Below are 18037 nucleotides of genomic sequence, written 5' to 3'. Positions count from 1 at the left end.
CATCAGTTGACGTTTGCTGTAAGCCGCAACGGTGGCGGGCGCAATGTTTATGTGGCCAGATGCATCAGTGGAGGATGAACTCTCCCTTCAGCGCGCGCCATTCCTGCGCGGAGATCACCTGTCGGTGCACGTAGCGGACGGAATGCAGGGGACCGTCGAGCTTTTCCTGCCAGAATTTGAGGAAACCATGCATTTCGGGGAAGTCCGGGGCGAGATCATAGTCCTGCCAGACATAGGTCTGGAGAACCAGTGGATGGTCCGGCATGCGATAGAATATTTGCGCGGTGGTGAGGCCGTAGCCTCTCAGCATCATTTCCATTTCCTTGTTCATGACGGCGGTTCCCGTATTCATGATTGCGATCACAGCATTGCCGCTGTATCTGACATGGGAACACGACAGGGTTAATCCAAGCTTGCCAAAGGCACGGACCCGTCACAAATTTGTTATATTTTTCAAAACGTTGGCAGCCTCCGTTGATGAGTGCTGCCAACGTTGCCGTTCAGCGCTTGAGGTGTCGTGTCAGACGCGCTTCCAGCCACGCCCAGATATGCCGCAGCGTCTCGACGATCGTCAGGTAGAAGATCGCGGCCCAGAGATAGGCCTGATAGTCGAAGGTGCGGGAAAAGGCGTAACGGGTCTGTCCCATCAGGTCGAAGACCGTGACGATGGAAACGACTGCCGAGCCTTTGATCATCAGGATGATCTCGTTGCCATAGGGACGCAGTGCCACGATCAGCGCCTGCGGCAGGATGACCTTGCGGAAGGTGATGAATTTCGAAATGCCGAGGGAGGCGGCCCCCTCATGCTGGCCGCGCGGCACGCTCCGGATGGCGCCGCGCAGGATTTCGGCCTGATAGGCGGCGGTATTGAGCGTCAGCGACAGGAGGCCGCAATACCAGGCTTCGCGGAAGAACCACCACAGATCGACGGCCTCCAGCGCCGGGCGGAAGCTGCCGAGGCCGTAATAGATCAGGAAAAGCTGCGCCAAAAGCGGCGTGCTGCGGAACACATAGACATAGGCATAAGCGAACGCGCCGATGACGCGGTTTTCCGACATGCGGGCAAAGGCAATCGGCACGGACAGGATTGCGCCGAGAATGATTGAGCTGCCGACCAGCGTGATGGTGGTGATGAGGCCATCGACGTAACGAGGGCCATAACGTTGGAATTTATCCCAGTCCCAGCCTTCGATCATGGCGAAGATCAGCCCGGCGGCGAGCAGCAGCCAAAGCGTGATGACGGCAATGCCGACGACGCGGGAAAGATTGAGCGGCTTGTCGGCGACAACGGGGGCGGGCCGCGGCGGAATGAGTTCCTGGATGTGGCTCATCGTCTGGCCTCCGATTTGCGAGACCAGCGGTCGATGAAACCGATGCCGACCGACGAGATGAGCGCGAGAATGAGATAAAGCAGGCAGGCAATGCCGTAGAAGAAGAAGGCTTCCTTGCTGACGCGGGCGGCAATGCCCGTCTGGCGGATGATATCGGCAAGGCCGATGATCGAGACGTAGGACGTGTCCTTCAGGAGGATCACCCAGAGATTGGTCATGCCGGGCAGGGCGATCCGGACAAGCTGCGGAATGATGATGAGCACCATGGTGCGGCTGCGGGAAAGACCAAGCGCGTCACCCGCCTCGTATTGCCCCTTCGGTATGGCCTTGAAGGCGGACAGCAGCACTTCCGACGCATAGGACGAAAACACCACCGAGAGGGCCAGCATGCCGGCCACGAAGGCATTGATTTCGACGGGGCCGCTGAAACCGACATAACCGGCCACCGATTGCAGCAGCATCTGGACGCCGTAATAGACGATGAAGAGCGTCAGCAGTTCCGGCAGGCCGCGGAAGATCGTGGTGTAGATGCCGGCAGCCAGCCGCAGCGATTTTTCCTCGGATTGGGCGGCAAGCGCGATGAAGAAGCCGATCAGCAGACCGACGGGCAGGGTGGCGAGCGCCAGCGAGATCGTGACCTTGACGCCGAAGGCGATTTCATCGCCCCAGCCCGCATCGCCGCAGGCGACCAGAGTGCCGTTTCCGAAAAGCGAGAAGAGACCGACCGGTCCACAGAAGGGATCGAGAAGTGTCGAGACATAGGTCCAGAACGCACCTATGGCGGAAAATGCTCCGCTCATGCCAGTTTTCCCCTGCGGTCTTAAGCCGCCGTGATTGTTATAGTGACGTTTTCAAACAAAAATGGCGGAAGGGCAAGCCTTCCGCCACGAGATTTCAACAGATCGAACCGGCTTAATCGCCGTAAACGTCGAAATCGAAGTATTTTTTGTTGATCTCCTGATACTTGCCGCTGGCGCGAATACCGGCGATTGCGGCCGTGAACTTGTCGGCCAGCGCCGTGTCGCCCTTGCGCACGGCAATGCCTGCGCCATTGCCGTTGATCTCGGGATCGACCTTGAGCGGCGTCAGGATCTTGCAGCACTTGCCGGCGTCGGTCTTCAGCCACTCCGACAGCACGACGATATCGTCGATGACGGCGTCGATGCGGCCATTGGCGATGTCGAGCTTATATTCGTCGGCGGTCGGATACATCTTCACGTCGGCATCCGGGAAATGCTTTTCGGCATAGTTGGAGTGTGTGGTGGAACCCTGCGCGCCGAGCGACTTGCCCTTCAAATCGTCGATGGACTTGATCGGCGAATCCTTCGGCACGGCGATTGCCGGCGGGGTGTTGTAATATTTCTTGGAGAAATCGACCTTCTGGAGGCGTTCCGGCGTGATCGACATGGACGCGATGATGGCGTCGAACTTCTTGGCCTGCAGGGCGGGGATGATGCCGTCCCAGTCATTGGTGACGAAGGTGCATTCGGCCTTCATTTGTTCGCACAGCGCCTTGGCGATGTCGATGTCGAAGCCGGTCAGCGTGCCGTCGGCTTCGAGATTGTTGAAGGGCGGGTAGGCGCCTTCGGTGCCGATGACGATCTTGTCCTGCGCAAGGGCTGCGCCTGACAACAGCGAGATGGCGGCAATCGATACGGCTGCGAGCAGACGGGTGGAAATAGGCATTTCGATCCTCTCTGTTGGTCGTTCATCCGCTGTCTGTTGTTGTTTTCAGTGCGGATGCCATGGGCGCTGGGCGCGGCAGAACGGGGGATACCGCCTGTGGCCTTCAGCGCGGATCAGATTATTCATCCGGTTGGTCAAAAAATGCAACTGCAATATTAGGGGTCGCGTTTGTGCCGCAGAGCTTCCACGAAAAGGCCTTGATCTGTTCATTTCCGGTACAGAAGGCTTTGGTCATCATGGGAACCGGAGCGTGTGTAAGGCGTTGAACAGCGCCTGCGTGCCAAGCCGGGCCCACGATGTCGCATAATTTGCGACCCATAAATGACGGCAGATGAGGAAGCACTGATGCTGAAGAAAAAAAACACATTGCTGACCGGGGTGGTTTTTCCGCTCATGTCTCTCGCGATCGCGGTTGAGCCAGCAGCCGCGGGCTTTGCCGGCGCAGCCCGCGCACAGGCGCCGATCTCCCAGACACTTCCCGGCCAGGTGATCTTGGCGCAGGCGGAACCGGCAGCGGAAAACCCCGAAGAAGAGCTGCGCAAGAAGCGCAAGCAGGCAGAAGAGGCACAGCCGCAGGCCGAGCCGAAACGTGAGGAACGCGCGCCTGAGCCGCAGCGCGAACCGGAGCCCAAGCGTGAGGCGGCTCCTGCCGAACCTCGCCCTGAACCCAAGCGCGAAGCGCCGCCGGAGCCGCAGCAGCGCGAGGCCCGCCCGGAACCGGCGCCGGCACCTGCCGAACAGCCGCAGGAGCGTCCGCGCAAACCCGAACGGGCACAGGAGCCTCAGGGCGAGGGCGAACAGCGCCCGGCACGCCAGCGGGAAGCAGCACCTGAAGCAGCGCCTGCCGAACAGCAGCCGCAGGAACGTCCGCGCAAGCCTCAAAAAGCGGAACAGCCGGCCGGCGAAGGCGAGCAGCGCCCGGAGCGTCCCCGCAAGGAGAAGGAACCCGCTGCCGAACAGCAGCCCGCCGCACGTCCGGAAAATGCCGAGCAGCCCGCCAAGTCGCGCGAACCGGCACCCTCGAAGAAGCCGCAGGTAGAGGAAAAGGCCCCGGAACAAAAAGCCGAGCCGGCTGAAAAACCCGTTCCGGAGAAAAAGCCGGCAGCCCCCGAGCCCGCCGCAAAGGAAGCACCGGTTCCGACCGAAGCACCGACGCCCGCGCGTCCGCCGGCTCCCGAAGCACAGCCCAACCCTGCACCCGGCCGGCAGCCTTCCGAACAGCCGCCGGTGAAGTCCGAACCCGCAGCGCCGCTTCCCGGTGCCCCCACGCCGCCGCCGAGCGGTGCAACGACCGGACAGGCTCCGGCTGGCGAAGCCGTGCCCAGTCAGGTCGCCGTTCCGCAGACGGAAGCACCGCCGACGACGAAGGAAGAACTTGATAAGGCCAAGGCAATCGCCAAGGACCCGTCCAAGACCGCCGACACCGTCATCCTGCCGGTTGACAAGGGTGCTGCCGTTCTCGACAGCGACAAGGAAGTGGAACGCTCCGGCAACCGCCAGACCCGCGAGGAACGTCGTCGCGAGCGCGAGCAGGCCGGAGACGTCAAGGTCCCGACCTCCGATGCCGAGGCACAGCGCGCCGGTGCCGCCGAGGGCAAGGCCCCGCCGCCACCCGTCAAGCTGGAGGCGATCACCTCCCAGCAGGGCGAGCGCATCGACCGTCGTCCGCAATATGAGCGGCCTGACGGCGTGCGGGAATGGCAGCCGCGCGAAGGCCGCCCGCGCGACCGGGACATGGATGCGCCGATCATCCTGCAGTTCGGCGACCGTGTCGTGGTGCGTGGCGATGACAATCAGCGCTTCATCCGCGATGGCGGCGAGCCCTATTACGAGCGCTTGCCGGGCGGTCGCGTCCGCGAAACCGTGGAACGTCGCGATGGCACGCAGGTAGTGACGATCCGCAACCGTTACGGCGATGTGATGCAGCGCTCGCGCATCGACGATCGCGGTCGTGAATACGTATTGTTCTACGCACCGGAACTGATGGATGATCCCGATCGTGATTACGTCTATCGCGATCCGGGTCTCGACCTGCCGCCGATGCGCCTGCGCATCCCCGTGACGGACTACATCATCGACACATCGAGCGATCCGGATCGCGATTATTATCGCTTCCTGGAGCAGCCGCCGGTCGAGCCGGTGGAGCGTGTCTACTCGCTGGATGAAGTGCGTTATTCGGCCCGTATTCGCGACAAGGTGCGCCGTATCGACCTCGATACGATCACTTTCGCCACTGGCAGCGCCGACATTCCGATGGCGCAGGCCCGTTCGCTGCGCAAGGTGGCCGACGCGATCAACAAGGCGCTGCAAAAGAACCCGGCGGAAACCTTCCTGATCGAAGGCCACACCGATGCCGTCGGTTCGGATGAAAGCAACCTGGTGCTTTCCGATGAACGCGCCGCCTCCGTCGCCAATGTGCTGACCGACGTTTATGGCATTCCGCCGGAAAACCTCGCGACGCAGGGTTATGGCGAGCGTTACCTGAAGGTCCAGACGCTGGGTCCGGAACAGCAGAACCGCCGCGTCACCATCCGCCGCGTGACGCCGCTGGTGAAGCCGATCGCGCAGAACTGATTGGGTTCTGGAAGAAAAAGAAGGCCCGGAAGCGCAAGCTGTCCGGGCCTTTTTGTTGTCGGTGACGGGTCTTTCCTGCAACTCGAGGTCATCCTCGGGCTCGTCCCGAGGATCCAATCACGTCTCACCGGGCGAGGCGTCGCAGATGCTCGGGACAGGCCCGAGCATGACGGAGGGGAAGTTTGCGACCTCCCACGTCCGGGAAGTCAAAAGCTCGCGGCTCTTCTTTATTTTGACGAAGCCGCTCTGCTGTCGAACGGAACGAAGAGGGCAGGCATGGCCTCAGCTCAACGCCACGGCGATTTCCGCAGCCAGCTGCGCATTGTTGCGTACCAGTGCGATGTTGGTCTCGAGGCTCCTGCCATCCGTCAGGCGGAAAATATCGCCGAGCAGGTAAGGCGTGACCGCCTTGCCGGTGACTTCGTCGCGTTCTGCATGGGAGATGGCGCGGTTGATGTAGATCTCCATCTCCTCGCGCGGAATTTCGTCTTCTTCCGGCACGGGGTTGGCCACCAGCATGCCGCCATCGATGCCGAGCTGTTCGCGGGTCGCCTGGAAATTGGCGATTGCTGCCGGGCTGTTGAGCGAGAGTGGGCTGGCCAGGCCGGAGGAGCGCGACCAGAAAGCCGGGAATTCTTCGGAGCCGAAGGTAACGACAGGCACGCCGTTGGTTTCGAGAACCTCGAGTGTCTTTGGAATGTCGAGGATCGCCTTGGCGCCGGCGCAGACGACGATCACGCCTGTCTTGGCAAGCTCGGTCAGGTCGGCGGAGATGTCAAAGGTTTCTTCCGCGCCCTTGTGCACGCCGCCGATGCCACCAGTGGCGAAAACGCGGATGCCGGCGCGGGCGGCGGCGATCATCGTGGCGGCGACCGTGGTGGCACCCGTGCGGCGCTCGGCGATCGCGAAGGCGATATCGGCGCGCGACACCTTCATGGCGTCGGTGGTCTGGGCGAGCGCCTCGAGCTGGTCTTTCTCAAGGCCGATATGCAGCGTGCCGTGAATGACGGCGATGGTGGCCGGAACCGCACCCTGATCACGGATGATCTGCTCGACGCTTTCCGCCATCTCGATATTGCCTGGATAGGGCATGCCGTGGGTGATGATGGTCGATTCGAGCGCGACGATCGGCGCACCGCGCTGCTTGGCGGCGGCGACTTCCTGAGAATAGACGATGGGCAGGAGCGGGGAGATGGGGCGGGTCATTTCATCTGTTCCAGTTTTTAAAAGCGGTTCATGCCAGCATTTCGGCCTGGGGAACAAGCCCCAACATGGCTTCGACACTGTCTTTTGATAGGTCCTGGGAGGTGGCGAAGGATGACTGCACGGTAATGGCCGCCGCCGCCGCCCCCTGTCTCAGGGCCTCCCTGATTGTTTTTCCCTCGGCAATGGCGGCGAGATAACCGGAGGCCATGGCATCGCCGGCGCCGGTGACATCCTTCACCTCGCGGATGAGGGGCGGGTGGAGGATGGCTTTTTCCGTCCCGTTGAAGGCCACGACTTCGCTTGCGCCGCGGGTGACGACGCCGCCGGAAAGCCCAGCCTTGCGCAGGATATTTGGCCAGTCACGGACATTTTCCGCCGTTTCGCCGGTGAGCGCGCGGGCTTCCGCCTCGTTCATGAAGAGGATGTCGATATCGCCGAGCGCCGCTTTCAGCTTCACCGCCTTGGCCGGCGAAATGGCGATGGCGGCGAGCGGCTTTTCGCAGGCGCGGGCAATGAGGCCAAGCGCCGTCAGCGTATCCTCGGGCAGATTGGCATCGCAGAGTAGAAAGTCGCTTGCGATAATCGCCTCGCGCACCGCGCGTACCTTCAGGCGGCGCGGGGTAAAGAGCTTGTAGAGGTCCATGTCGGCCAGTGCGATCACCAGATTGCCGTCACGCTCCAGAATGGCGGTGTAGCTCGGCGTGCGGCGGTCGAGGAAGGTAAACGGCGTGTCTTCCACCCCCGCCTGCCTTGCTGCTTCCGCCACCACTTCGCCGGTGACGTCGCCGCCGCGCGGGGCGATGATGCGGACTTCAAAACCGAGGCGGGAAAGATTGCGCGCGGCGTTGAAACCACCGCCGCCGGCCTCTTCCATCCACGAGCCCGGATTGCTGGCACCGGGCGCCGTGTCGGTCTCGATCATGCCGCGCCTGTCGATATGCGCGCCGCCCAGAACGAGTATTTTCTTCACGCTTGCGTTTCCCTCTCTGGCGCATGGAAAAGTCGGACGATTCGGCCTAAACTGACGTCATCCTGACCTCGCATCCGGTTTGCGGCGATGGGCCGGGCACGGAAAAACGAAAGCAGAACAAACTACTTATCGTTATTTGTTTTCAATATGCTGGCTCAGCCTTGCGAAATGAGAACAAATAGAGTACATACCGTTTCCATACTGCTTCGTTGCCTGTGCGGCTTCAATAACCTAAAGGTGGTTCGGATGGCACAAAATTCTTTGCGTCTCGTAGAGGATAAATCGGTGGATAAAAGCAAGGCACTGGAAGCGGCGCTCTCCCAGATCGAACGGTCGTTCGGCAAGGGATCGATCATGAAGCTCGGTTCCAATGAAAATGTGGTTGAAGTGGAAACCGTTTCGACGGGCTCGCTCAGCCTGGATATCGCGCTCGGCATCGGCGGCTTGCCGAAGGGGCGTATCATTGAGATTTACGGCCCGGAAAGCTCCGGTAAAACGACGCTTGCGCTGCAGACGATCGCGGAAGCCCAGAAGAAGGGCGGCATCTGCGCCTTCGTGGACGCCGAACACGCGCTCGATCCGGTTTATGCCCGCAAGCTCGGTGTGGATTTGCAGAGCCTTCTGATCTCGCAGCCGGATACCGGCGAGCAGGCGCTTGAGATCACCGATACGCTGGTGCGTTCCGGCGCGGTTGACGTTCTTGTCATCGATTCGGTTGCGGCCTTGACGCCGCGGGCGGAAATCGAAGGTGAAATGGGCGATAGCCTGCCGGGCCTTCAGGCCCGTCTGATGAGCCAGGCGCTGCGCAAGCTGACCGCCTCGATCTCCAAGTCGAAGTGCATGGTGATCTTCATCAACCAGATCCGCATGAAGATCGGCGTCATGTTTGGTTCGCCGGAGACGACGACGGGCGGTAACGCTCTCAAGTTCTATGCGTCCGTCCGCCTCGACATCCGCCGTATCGGCGCCGTCAAGGAGCGCGAAGAGGTTGTCGGCAACCAGACGCGCGTCAAGGTCGTCAAGAACAAGATGGCACCGCCCTTCAAGCAAGTGGAATTCGACATCATGTATGGCGAAGGTGTTTCCAAGACCGGTGAGCTGGTCGATCTCGGCGTGAAGGCCGGTATCGTCGAGAAGTCCGGCGCATGGTTCTCCTATAACAGTCAGCGTCTGGGGCAGGGGCGTGAAAACGCCAAGACCTTCCTGCGCGACAATCCGGATACGGCCAATGAGATCGAACTGGCGTTGCGCCAGAATGCCGGTCTGATTGCCGACCGCTTCCTGCAGAATGGTGGCCCGGACGCCGGTGAAGGCGACGACGGCAGCGACGAGGGCTGATAGATACCACGAAGGTCCGGGCATCAATGCCCGGGGGCTTTGCCGAACCGGTAAGGATCAAAAGGGTCGTACGATTTTTCTTCGTGCGGCCCTTTTTCCTTACCTATATGTCTTGCTTCGCCTCCATGGCTGGACAGGGCCGGATGTGGACGATAAAAGCCATTGATTTTGCAATATAGCCATCCTTTGCGGTGGCGGTGATGGACTCCAGCTGTGAGCGGTGTGTGGGCATGAGCGGTGTGAATGAAATTCGGTCGACCTTTCTCGACTACTTCAAGAAGAACGGACACGAGATCGTGCCCTCCAGCCCGCTGGTGCCGCGCAACGATCCGACACTGATGTTCACCAATGCCGGCATGGTGCAGTTCAAGAACGTCTTCACCGGTCTTGAAAGCCGTCCCTATTCCACGGCGGCATCTGCGCAGAAATGCGTGCGTGCCGGCGGCAAGCATAACGACCTCGACAATGTCGGTTATACCGCCCGCCACCATACCTTCTTCGAAATGCTCGGTAACTTCTCCTTCGGCGATTATTTCAAGGAAGAAGCGATCACCCATGCCTGGAACCTGATCACCAAGGAATTCGGCATCGACCGCAACCGCCTGCTGGTCACGGTTTATCATACCGACGATGAGGCCTTTAATCTCTGGAAGAAGATCGCCGGTTTTTCCGATGACCGCATCATCCGCATTCCGACCAGCGACAATTTCTGGGCGATGGGCGATACCGGTCCCTGCGGTCCCTGTTCGGAGATCTTCTACGACCATGGTGATCATATCTGGGGTGGACCGCCCGGTTCGCCGGAAGAGGATGGCGACCGGTTCATCGAAATCTGGAACCTCGTCTTCATGCAATATGAGCAGCTGACGAAGGAAGAGCGCATCGACCTACCGCGTCCGTCGATCGATACCGGAATGGGGCTGGAGCGCATTTCGGCGCTGCTGCAGGGCAAGCACGACAATTACGATACGGATCTGTTCCGGGCGCTGATTGCCGCCTCCGTTGAGGCGACCGGCGTTCCGGCTGAGGGCGAGCATCGCGCCAGCCACCGGGTCATCGCCGATCATCTGCGTTCATCCGCCTTCCTGATTGCCGATGGCGTTCTGCCGTCGAGCGAGGGTCGCGGTTATGTTCTGCGCCGCATCATGCGTCGCGCCATGCGCCATGCGGAGCTTCTGGGTTCGCGTGATCCGCTGATCTACAGGCTGCTGCCAGCGCTCATCCAGCAGATGGGCCGCGCCTATCCGGAACTGGTTCGTGCCGAAGCGCTGATCTCGGAAACGCTGAAACTCGAGGAAACCCGTTTCCGCAAGACGCTGGAACGCGGCCTGTCGCTGCTGTCCGATGCTACTTCGACGCTGCACAAGGGTGACATGCTGGATGGCGAAACCGCCTTCAAGCTCTACGACACCTACGGCTTCCCGCTCGATCTGACGCAGGACGCGCTGCGCGCCCGCGAAATCGGTGTCGATATTTCCGGCTTCACCGATGCCATGCAACGCCAGAAGGCGGAAGCCCGCTCGCACTGGGCCGGCTCCGGCGACAAGGCGACCGAAACCGTGTGGTTCGAGCTGAAGGAAAAATTCGGCGCGACCGAATTCCTGGGATACGACACCGAAAGCGCCGAGGGCGTCATTCAGGCAATCGTCAGGGATGGCAAAGAGGTGGACAGCGCTGCCGAGGGCGAGACGGTGCATATCGTCGTCAACCAGACACCTTTTTATGGTGAGTCCGGCGGCCAGATGGGCGATACCGGCGTGATCGTCGGCGATGCCGGCACCTTTGACGTTTCCGGCACCCAGAAAAAAGGCGAAGGCCTGTTCGTGCATTCCGGCACCGTCTCCAAGGGCGGGTTGAAGGTCAACGAGGCCGTGCAGCTGACGGTCGATCATGATCGCCGTTCGCGCCTGCGCGCCAACCACTCCGCCACCCACCTGCTGCACGAGGCGCTGCGCGAAGTGCTCGGCACCCATGTTGCACAGAAGGGTTCGCTGGTCGCGCCCGAACGCCTGCGCTTCGACGTGTCGCATCCAAAGCCGATGTCGGCCGAGGAGCTGAAGGTCGTCGAGGATATGGCCAACGAAATCGTGCTGCAGAATTCGCCTGTTGTCACCCGCCTGATGAGCGTTGACGACGCCATTGCCGAGGGTGCGATGGCTCTGTTTGGCGAGAAATATGGCGATGAGGTCCGCGTTGTCTCCATGGGCACCGGCCTTCATGGCGCAAAAGCCAACCGTCCTTATTCCGTCGAGCTTTGCGGCGGCACCCATGTGGCCGCCACTGGCCAGATCGGCCTTATCCGCATTCTCGGGGAAAGCGCCGTCGGTTCAGGTGTGCGCCGTCTTGAAGCCGTCACCGGTCAGGGTGCGCTTGCCTATCTCGCCGAGCAGGACGAGCGGGTGAAGGCGCTGGCGTCGTCGCTGAAGGTTCAGCCGGGTGACGTGCTGTCGCGTGTCGAAGGGTTGCTTGATGAGCGCAAGAAGCTGGAGCGTGAGCTTGCAGATGCCCGCAAGAAGCTCGCCATGGGCGGCGGTTCGTCGGATGCCGGTGCAAATGATGTCCAGCAGGTTGCGGGCGTCAATTTCCTCGCAAAATCGCTGTCCGGCATCGATGCCAAGGACCTGAAGGGTCTTGCCGATGAGGCCAAGGCCAATCTCGGCTCCGGCGTTGTGTTGCTGATTGCGGTTTCTGACGATGGCAAGGCAAGCGCCGTCGCTGCCGTGACCGAAGATCTGACTGGCCGTTTCAGCGCCGTCGATATCGTCCGCACCGCATCGGCAGCACTTGGCGGCAAGGGTGGCGGCGGTCGCCCGGATATGGCGCAGGCCGGCGGCCCTGACGGCACCAAGGCGAAAGAAGCCATCGAAGCGGTGGCCGCGGCGCTGGCGGCTTGATCCAGAACAATTCATGAAGGCGGGGTTTTGCCCCGCCTTTTTTCTTGGCCCTCTAGGGCAACGAACGGAAGGCGCGGATTGCCGAGTGCCGGAAACATGAACGGGGAGTGCGATGCGCTTTGTAAATCCCATCCCTTTCGTGCGCGATATCAACCGGTCCAAGTCGTTTTATCGTGACAGGCTCGGCCTGAAGATATTGGAGGATTTCGGCAGCTTCGTCCTCTTTGAAACCGGCTTTGCGATCCATGAGGGCAGGTCACTTGAGGAGACGATCTGGCGGACGTCGTCGGATGCGCAAGAGGCTTATGGCAGACGGAACATGCTACTTTATTTCGAACATGCGGATGTAGATGCGGCTTTTCAAGATATCGCGCCGCATGTGGAGCTTATCCACCCGCTGGAGCGGCAGGCCTGGGGACAAAGAGTATTTCGTTTTTACGATCCGGACGGGCATGCGATAGAGGTCGGAGAGCCGCTCGGCCAGTCCGGTGAATGACCCGTCACAAAAATCTATCCAATGGGCGATTTCCAGACCGGCTATGTTTCGTAAGTCTGGAAACGGGCGGGCCGATTATCCAGCCGCCTGCAACTCCTTGGCCGCCTCTTCATCGAGCTGGGCGGCCCGTTTGAAGGCCGGCCGGTCGGTCAGATGCGCCATATAATCGGTAAAGGCCGGCCTCTTTTCGATGGTGCCGAAGTGTAGCCCCCAGCCGACATGGGCGCCGACATAGACATCCGCGGCGGTAAAGAGATCACCGGCGATAAAGCGGTTTTCGCTGACGGCGCGCTCCAGCGTGTTCATCACATCGGCATAGCTGCCGCAGCCGGCCATACGCAGTTTCTCCTTGGGCACTTCAAAACCCATCGCCTTCATGCTTGCCGCCATTTCCAGGGGGCCTGCGGCGAAAAACATCCAGCGATAATAGAGCCCGCGCGCCTTCGGTGTAGGCGCAAGATTTGCGCCGGGAAAAGCATCGGCCAGATAGGCGCAGATCGCTGCCGCCTCGGTGACGATGGTGTCGCCGTGCTTGATTGCCGGCACCTTCGCCATCGGGTTAATCAGCCGGTAGGCTGGCGATTTCATCGAGGTTTCGAAACCCAGTATTTCCGTTTTATAGGGAATGCCCACTTCCTCGAGCATCCATCGCGCGATGCGCCCGCGCGACATGGGATTGGTATAAAAGATCAATTCACTCATGCTTTTGCCTCCCCAAGCAAAATCGCCGAAGCATTATGGGAAAACCGCAACGGATTTCGCGCCTGCGCTTCGATTTCTTCATGATCCGCAGCATCATCAGCGTCTTACTGAAGATCGCGGTGATGCTGCGATAAATGTTTGACTGTGCCGGGCAAGTTATACGCAATTAGATGCTGTTTTGGTTTTGTCTTATTGTTGCACTGGCCATGGCACGCAGAACCGAATTCTGCGCCTAGTACAACGGCTAATCAAGATACTGTGAACAAAAAAGAAACCCGGCGTTGCCGCCGGGTTTTCCTGTTTCACCATTTCGGACGGGCATTGCCCTCCTGATTTCAGGCCGCCATCGCCGTCTTGAGGTTTTCGTCGATCTTGTCGAGGAAGGCGGTGGTGGAGAGCCAGGGCTGGTCCGGTCCGATGAGGAGGGCCAGATCCTTGGTCATGAAGCCGCTTTCGACGGTGTCGACGCAGACGGTTTCGAGCGTCGTCGCGAACTTTGCCAGTTCCGCATTGTCATCCAGCTTGGCGCGGTGGGCGAGGCCACGGGTCCAGGCGAAGATCGAGGCGATCGAGTTGGTCGAGGTTTCCTGACCCTTCTGGTGCTGGCGGTAGTGACGCGTCACCGTGCCGTGCGCCGCTTCGGCTTCGACGGTGCGGCCATCCGGCGACAGCAGAACCGAGGTCATCAGGCCGAGCGAGCCGAAGCCCTGGGCAACCGTGTCGGACTGCACGTCGCCATCGTAGTTCTTGCAGGCCCAGACGTAGCCGCCGGACCACTTCAGCGCCGAGGCAACCATGTCGTCGATCAGGCGGTGTTCGTAGGTGATGCCGACTTCGTCGAACTTTGCCTTGAACTCGGTCTGGTAGACTTCTTCGAAGATATCCTTGAAGCGGCCGTCATAGGCCTTGAGGATGGTGTTCTTGGTGGACAGGTAAACCGGCCACTTGCGCATCAGGCCGTACATCATCGATGCGCGGGCGAATTCGCGGATGGATTCGTCGAGGTTGTACATGGCGAGTGCAACGCCGGCGCTCGGGGCGTCGAAGACGTCCTTCTCGATGATCGTGCCGTCTTCACCGACGAACTTGATTGTCAGCTTGCCCTTGCCGGGGAACTTGAAATCGGTTGCCTTGTACTGGTCGCCAAAGGCGTGACGGCCGACGACGATCGGCTTGGTCCAGCCGGGAACGAGGCGCGGAACGTTCTTGCAGATGATCGGCTCGCGGAAGATGACGCCGCCGAGAATGTTGCGGATCGTGCCGTTCGGGCTCTTCCACATCTGCTTCAGGCCGAATTCCTCGACGCGCTGCTCGTCCGGCGTGATCGTCGCGCACTTGATGCCGACGCCATGCTTCTTGATGGCGTGTGCCGCATCGACGGTGACCTGGTCGTTGGTGGCATCGCGGTTTTCAACCGAGAGGTCGTAATATTCGATGTCGAGATCGAGGTATGGCAGGATCAGCTTGTCCTTGATGAGCTGCCAGATGATACGGGTCATTTCGTCGCCGTCGAGATCGACGACTGGATTGGCTACCTTGATCTTTGCCATGAATTCCTCACCTTCGAAGCTGTGGCGCCTGTTGACGCCAATAGTCGGAAAAATATCCGGTCGGGCTATAGCATCGCGAGCGTCTGAGGCAAAGCCATGGGGGGCGCTTTTTTGGCGCAGCGCAATAACGCTTTGCGCATTGCCAAACCACAATGCCGGAATACAGTCAGGCGAATCGCTTCGCCCGCGTGTCGGGCCTATCCCGGGATCACATCATGCGGAAAATTCTGCTTCTGACTGCCGCCGTCCTCTTTTCCCACAGCGCCCTAGCGGCAGGGCCTGCCGATCCCGTCCAGAAGGTGATGGACATCACCGTCAAGAACTGGTCAGGCGATGCGGAAAACTGGAAGTATATTTTCGATGAGGACATGCTGACGAGCCTGTTCAGCAAGGACTTCGTCGCCCAATATCGCGAAGCATCCAAAAAGCCGGCTTACGAAGCGGAAAGCGGGGAAAAGGGCGATCCTTTCGGTTATGACGTCGTGACCAACTCCCAGGATGGTTGTCCGCTGCAGGAAGTTTCGGTGACCCCGGGTGCGGTGAAGGACGGCGTGACCGATGTGACGGCGAAATTCAAACTCTGGGCCTGCATGGACGAGGCGGAGATAAAGGCGACTGTCGACGAGGTGCATTTCGACGTGATCGAGGAAGATGGCCGGCCTGTCATCAGCGATATTCACCGTGTGGGCGACGAGGGCAGGGATTCGCTGCGCGAAGAGATGGCGAATATCATCAAGGGGGAGTGAGGGCAGCCTTTATACCCCTCCGGCTTTGATTTTCGCGCTGATCTGTGCCAGTGAGGCGCGCTTTAGGGCATCGTTGAAAAATCGATGCCGCGCTTCAAACACGGACAAATGACGATGGCAGGCACTAACAGCGAGCTTGAACTTGTGGCGGAAGGCCCGGCGATCATTCTGGTCGAACCGCAGCTCGGCGAAAATATCGGCATGGTGGCGCGGGCCATGGCCAATTTCGGCCTTTCCGAATTGCGTCTGGTCAATCCGCGCGATGGCTGGCCCAGCGAGAAGGCGCGCGCCGCCGCTTCCAAGGCCGACCACGTCATTGACGGCACCAGGGTGTTCGAGACGCTGGAAGAGGCGATCAAGGATCTCAATTTCGTCTATGCCACGACCGCGCGCGAGCGTTACGGGTTCAAGCCGGTGCGCGCGCCCGTCACCGCCGCCGATACGCTCAGGACAAAATTCAAGGCTGGCGAAAAGACCGGTATCCTGTTCGGGCGTGAGCGCTGGGGGCTGACGAACGAGGAGGTGGCGCTGGCCGACGAGATCGTGACCTTCCCGGTCAATCCTGCCTTTGCCTCGCTCAACATCGCGCAGGCCGTGCTTTTGATGTCCTATGAATGGATGAAGTCTGGCATGGACGATCTGGGTGAGACACTGTTCCAGCCCATCGAGCAACGGCCCTCGACCAAGGAGCAGGTTTTTGGCCTGTTCGAACATATCGAGGAAGCGCTGGATGCGCGCGGTTATTTCCACCCTGCTGAAAAAAAGCCGAAAATGGTCGACAATCTGCGGGCGGTGCTGTCGAGACGCGGCTTTTCCGAGCAGGAAATCAGTGTTTTCCGCGGCGTGATCAGGTCGCTCGATCGTTTTCCCCGGCAGTGGCCAAAGAAGACGGGCAGGGCAGCGGGGCCGTTGGCCGAGGGAGCAGGGGAGAATGCTGAAGACGAGTGAGGCGGCGGCCGATGTGCTGAAACCGGTGCTGGTGTTCGATTCCGGCATTGGTGGGCTGACGGTTCTGCGCGAGGCGCGGGTGCTGATGCCCGAGCGCGGTTTCATCTATGTGGCTGACGATGCGGGTTTTCCCTATGGCGGCTGGGAAGAGGAGGCGCTGAAGACGCGCATTCTCTCGCTATTCGAAACGCTGCTGCAGGATTACAGCCCGGAGGTCTGCATCATCGCGTGCAACACCGCCTTCACGCTGGCCGGAGCCGATCTTCGCGCCCGGTTTCCGGACATGACTTTCGTCGGCACCGTTCCCGCCATCAAGCCAGCCGCCGAGCGTACCCGTTCGGGTCTCGTCTCTGTTCTCGCAACGCCCGGCACCGTCAAGCGGGCTTATACGCGCGATCTCATCCAGTCCTTTGCCACACAGTGTCATGTCCGCCTCGTAGGTTCGGAGAATCTGGCGCGTATGGCCGAAAGCTGGATCCGGGGCGAGCCGGTTTCGGACGAGGCGGTGCTGGCCGAAATCGAACCCTGCTTCATCGACAGCGACGGCAAGCGCACCGATATCGTCGTGCTTGCCTGCACCCATTATCCCTTCATGGCCAATGTGTTTCGCCGGCTGGCGCCATGGCCGGTGGACTGGCTTGATCCCGCCGAGGCGATTGCGAGGCGGGCCCGCCATCTCGTGCCGCTGCCGCAGGATGCGGAACATCCCGATGGTTTCGACTTTGCCGTCTTCACCTCGGGCAAACCGGATTTCGCCACGCGGCGGCTGATGCAGGGTTTCGGTCTCAGCGTCTCTTCGAACTGACTGTCGCCATTCGAATGTTTGTTGCATTTCTGCATCTATTTTGCTGGTCTTTTGCAATTCGAGATTGCGACCACTTGTCGCGCCGAATTTCCTGTGTAAGATGCGTCTTGTCTATAACCGCACTAAATGGAGGCGTGGAATGAGCAATAACATGAATATGCGCCTTAATGACATGTCAGGCCTGTTTGGCGTGATTGTGGGCGGTTATGTGATGCGAGGCATCTCCCTCCGATAAGGCTTATGGCCTGAATCCCCAGCCGTTTGGCATTTTCACTTCGTCCGACATGTGACTTGCGCGTCCGCGTGGCATGCGTGCTGCGCCCGTCGTTTCGGCATGTCGTTTTCCATCGATAAAGGACCTGGCCGCTTTGCCGCGCCGGGATGGATTTCCCATGCAAAATGATCAACCATTGGTAGCATATGCGCTGCCGGATGCGGTGGACCGTCTGTTCGTCACATTCGGCGTCTGGAAAACTCTGAAAGCAGTGGTCGTTGCGGCCATGGTGCCACGCGCGCCGCCGACCGATCTTGCCGATCTGCCGGACCGTCTGCTGGTCGATATCGGTTTTGTGCCGTCGCGAGTGAAGCGGAGGCGGGACTGGTCGGTACCGTGGGCGCCGCGGTTTTGAGCAGTGGCGGCCTCTTCGACGAAGTATGTCGAGGAGGTCGTACCGCTACGAGCCCACCCGTTCGTCCGCTGGATGACAGGGCGGCTTGATCTTCGAAGATTGGGCTTGATACCTCCTGATTTTGGTGGCTTGCTCGACACATTGGACAAGGGAGACTCAATC

16 protein-coding genes are annotated in these 18037 nt (G+C 60.3%); 8 read left to right on the top strand and 8 right to left on the bottom strand.

Features of this window, described 5'->3' with window-relative positions; all coding sequences use genetic code 11:
• Positions 1–64 precede the first annotated feature (64 nt).
• From GSF67_RS08580 to GSF67_RS08565, 4 genes are all read right to left on the bottom strand, one after another.
• Positions 65–331 carry an usg protein gene (locus tag GSF67_RS08580; protein ID WP_003516070.1) on the bottom strand — a complete coding sequence of 89 codons (267 nt, stop codon included), beginning with the start codon at positions 329–331 and terminating at the stop codon, positions 65–67.
• 169 nt (positions 332–500) lie between these two features.
• Entirely contained in the window at positions 501–1331 is an 831-nt protein-coding gene (locus GSF67_RS08575) for an ABC transporter permease (RefSeq protein ID WP_006314056.1), read from the bottom strand.
• A complete protein-coding gene (locus tag GSF67_RS08570) occupies positions 1328–2131 on the bottom strand; it encodes an ABC transporter permease (protein ID WP_006314057.1) in 804 nt (267 codons plus the stop codon). Before GSF67_RS08570 ends, GSF67_RS08575 begins: the two co-directional genes overlap by 4 nt.
• A gap of 112 nt (positions 2132–2243) precedes the next feature.
• Entirely contained in the window at positions 2244–3017 is a 774-nt protein-coding gene (locus GSF67_RS08565; protein ID WP_006314058.1) for an ABC transporter substrate-binding protein, read from the bottom strand.
• Positions 3018–3362: 345 nt separating this feature from the next.
• Between GSF67_RS08565 and GSF67_RS08560 the strand changes: the two genes are divergently transcribed.
• The gene (locus tag GSF67_RS08560; protein WP_035215939.1) at positions 3363–5591 is read left to right on the top strand and encodes an OmpA family protein; all 2229 of its coding nucleotides are present in this window, start codon (positions 3363–3365) and stop codon (positions 5589–5591) included.
• A gap of 282 nt (positions 5592–5873) precedes the next feature.
• Here GSF67_RS08560 and GSF67_RS08555 read toward each other — a convergent pair whose 3' ends face one another.
• Both GSF67_RS08555 and GSF67_RS08550 read right to left on the bottom strand, forming a co-directional pair.
• Positions 5874–6797, bottom strand: a complete 924-nt coding sequence (locus GSF67_RS08555; RefSeq protein WP_006314061.1) for a pseudouridine-5'-phosphate glycosidase — start codon at positions 6795–6797, stop codon at positions 5874–5876.
• A 28-nt stretch (positions 6798–6825) separates the two neighbouring features.
• Positions 6826–7767: a carbohydrate kinase family protein gene (locus GSF67_RS08550; RefSeq protein ID WP_006314062.1), complete on the bottom strand. Its 942-nt coding sequence runs from the start codon at positions 7765–7767 to the stop codon at positions 6826–6828.
• A gap of 246 nt (positions 7768–8013) precedes the next feature.
• On the opposite strand from GSF67_RS08550, the gene recA reads away from it, so the two are divergent.
• The 3 genes from recA (at position 8014) to GSF67_RS08535 (ending at position 12495) form a co-directional block, all read left to right on the top strand.
• Complete coding sequence (recA, locus tag GSF67_RS08545) at positions 8014–9105, top strand: recombinase RecA (protein WP_006314063.1); 1092 nt, start codon at positions 8014–8016, stop codon at positions 9103–9105.
• A 230-nt stretch (positions 9106–9335) separates the two neighbouring features.
• On the top strand, positions 9336–11999 hold the full coding sequence (gene alaS, locus GSF67_RS08540; protein WP_010971929.1) for an alanine--tRNA ligase: 2664 nt from the start codon (positions 9336–9338) through the stop codon (positions 11997–11999).
• Positions 12000–12111: 112 nt separating this feature from the next.
• A complete protein-coding gene (locus GSF67_RS08535; protein WP_006314065.1) occupies positions 12112–12495 on the top strand; it encodes a VOC family protein in 384 nt (127 codons plus the stop codon).
• A gap of 75 nt (positions 12496–12570) precedes the next feature.
• Here GSF67_RS08535 and GSF67_RS08530 read toward each other — a convergent pair whose 3' ends face one another.
• Both GSF67_RS08530 and GSF67_RS08525 read right to left on the bottom strand, forming a co-directional pair.
• The gene (locus tag GSF67_RS08530; RefSeq protein WP_006314066.1) at positions 12571–13197 is read right to left on the bottom strand and encodes a glutathione S-transferase family protein; all 627 of its coding nucleotides are present in this window, start codon (positions 13195–13197) and stop codon (positions 12571–12573) included.
• A gap of 335 nt (positions 13198–13532) precedes the next feature.
• Positions 13533–14747 carry an NADP-dependent isocitrate dehydrogenase gene (locus tag GSF67_RS08525; protein WP_035215941.1) on the bottom strand — a complete coding sequence of 405 codons (1215 nt, stop codon included), beginning with the start codon at positions 14745–14747 and terminating at the stop codon, positions 13533–13535.
• 215 nt (positions 14748–14962) lie between these two features.
• On the opposite strand from GSF67_RS08525, the gene GSF67_RS08520 reads away from it, so the two are divergent.
• From GSF67_RS08520 to GSF67_RS08505, 4 genes are all read left to right on the top strand, one after another.
• Positions 14963–15493, top strand: coding sequence for a hypothetical protein (locus GSF67_RS08520; RefSeq protein ID WP_035215943.1), 531 nt, complete (start codon positions 14963–14965; stop codon positions 15491–15493).
• Positions 15494–15607: 114 nt separating this feature from the next.
• Positions 15608–16441 carry an RNA methyltransferase gene (locus GSF67_RS08515; RefSeq protein WP_010971925.1) on the top strand — a complete coding sequence of 278 codons (834 nt, stop codon included), beginning with the start codon at positions 15608–15610 and terminating at the stop codon, positions 16439–16441.
• Positions 16425–17246, top strand: a complete 822-nt coding sequence (murI, locus tag GSF67_RS08510; protein ID WP_006314071.1) for a glutamate racemase — start codon at positions 16425–16427, stop codon at positions 17244–17246. Before GSF67_RS08515 ends, murI begins: the two co-directional genes overlap by 17 nt.
• Before the next feature lie 392 nt (positions 17247–17638).
• Positions 17639–17875 carry a hypothetical protein gene (locus GSF67_RS08505; RefSeq protein ID WP_006314072.1) on the top strand — a complete coding sequence of 79 codons (237 nt, stop codon included), beginning with the start codon at positions 17639–17641 and terminating at the stop codon, positions 17873–17875.
• Positions 17876–18037: the final 162 nt, after the last annotated feature.

Origin of the sequence: Agrobacterium sp. CGMCC 11546, assembly GCF_013365515.1 — a bacterium.
In the GTDB taxonomy this organism is placed as follows: domain Bacteria; phylum Pseudomonadota; class Alphaproteobacteria; order Rhizobiales; family Rhizobiaceae; genus Agrobacterium; species Agrobacterium fabrum.
Note: the sequence above shows the minus strand (reverse complement) of the source record. Positions and strands in the feature narration are given on the sequence as shown.

Excerpts from the sequence above, each read along its gene's own strand:
- GSF67_RS08570 (WP_006314057.1), bottom strand. The coding sequence starts at position 2,131 with ATGAGCGGAGCATTTTCCGCCATAGGTGCGTTCTGGACCTATGTCTCG.
- GSF67_RS08505 (WP_006314072.1), top strand. The coding sequence starts at position 17,639 with ATGCAAAATGATCAACCATTGGTAGCATATGCGCTGCCGGATGCGGTG.
- GSF67_RS08515 (WP_010971925.1), top strand. The coding sequence starts at position 15,608 with ATGGCAGGCACTAACAGCGAGCTTGAACTTGTGGCGGAAGGCCCGGCG.
- GSF67_RS08555 (WP_006314061.1), bottom strand. The coding sequence starts at position 6,797 with ATGACCCGCCCCATCTCCCCGCTCCTGCCCATCGTCTATTCTCAGGAA.
- recA (WP_006314063.1), top strand. The coding sequence starts at position 8,014 with ATGGCACAAAATTCTTTGCGTCTCGTAGAGGATAAATCGGTGGATAAA.
- GSF67_RS08530 (WP_006314066.1), bottom strand. The coding sequence starts at position 13,197 with ATGAGTGAATTGATCTTTTATACCAATCCCATGTCGCGCGGGCGCATC.
- GSF67_RS08525 (WP_035215941.1), bottom strand. The coding sequence starts at position 14,747 with ATGGCAAAGATCAAGGTAGCCAATCCAGTCGTCGATCTCGACGGCGAC.
- GSF67_RS08565 (WP_006314058.1), bottom strand. The coding sequence starts at position 3,017 with ATGCCTATTTCCACCCGTCTGCTCGCAGCCGTATCGATTGCCGCCATC.
- murI (WP_006314071.1), top strand. The coding sequence starts at position 16,425 with ATGCTGAAGACGAGTGAGGCGGCGGCCGATGTGCTGAAACCGGTGCTG.
- GSF67_RS08535 (WP_006314065.1), top strand. The coding sequence starts at position 12,112 with ATGCGCTTTGTAAATCCCATCCCTTTCGTGCGCGATATCAACCGGTCC.
- GSF67_RS08580 (WP_003516070.1), bottom strand. The coding sequence starts at position 331 with ATGAACAAGGAAATGGAAATGATGCTGAGAGGCTACGGCCTCACCACC.
- GSF67_RS08520 (WP_035215943.1), top strand. The coding sequence starts at position 14,963 with ATGCGGAAAATTCTGCTTCTGACTGCCGCCGTCCTCTTTTCCCACAGC.
- GSF67_RS08575 (WP_006314056.1), bottom strand. The coding sequence starts at position 1,331 with ATGAGCCACATCCAGGAACTCATTCCGCCGCGGCCCGCCCCCGTTGTC.
- alaS (WP_010971929.1), top strand. The coding sequence starts at position 9,336 with ATGAGCGGTGTGAATGAAATTCGGTCGACCTTTCTCGACTACTTCAAG.
- GSF67_RS08560 (WP_035215939.1), top strand. The coding sequence starts at position 3,363 with ATGCTGAAGAAAAAAAACACATTGCTGACCGGGGTGGTTTTTCCGCTC.